We start from the raw sequence: 412 nt of genomic DNA, 5'->3' as shown, positions 1-412 counted from the left end.
TTAACAAAAACACACTCGTAACAAAACTCATCCTCGTCATCGTTCAAATATTCGTTGAATCTTAACAAACCATATCCCCTGCTTTCTATGTAATCCAAAAACAAATAAGAATGCGAAGGAAGACAACGCAAATAATCTCTATAACTTTTCACATCCTTCACAGGAAAAGAATTGTCAATATAATGGTCATGCAAACAAGTCATGATATCGTAAGGCTTTTCCCAACCGCAATAAACCTCGACCCCATTCCCAAACATATAACGAATAGCCTTGGTCTCATAACGTGCCTTCATTCGCACAGCCTTTATATTGAACAGATTTTCAAGCCTCTGTACTTCTCTCTCTATTTCTCTATATATTTCCTTCTTTACCCAAATCCATAACAATCTCCGACCCTCAGTCTGTGGGGTAC

Annotated in this window: 1 protein-coding gene; it reads right to left on the bottom strand. The window is 37.9% G+C overall.

The features are described 5' to 3' along the window. A partial coding sequence (locus tag KP705_RS18360) for a hypothetical protein (RefSeq protein WP_215765340.1) occupies positions 1-293 on the bottom strand: 293 nt, incomplete at its 3' end. Positions 294-412 lie beyond the last annotated feature (119 nt).

It is taken from the genome of Gluconobacter sp. P1D12_c, assembly GCF_018812105.1.
In the GTDB taxonomy this organism is placed as follows: Bacteria; Pseudomonadota; Alphaproteobacteria; order Acetobacterales; family Acetobacteraceae; genus Gluconobacter; species Gluconobacter oxydans_A.
This window is presented reverse-complemented; position numbering and strand designations above follow the sequence as displayed.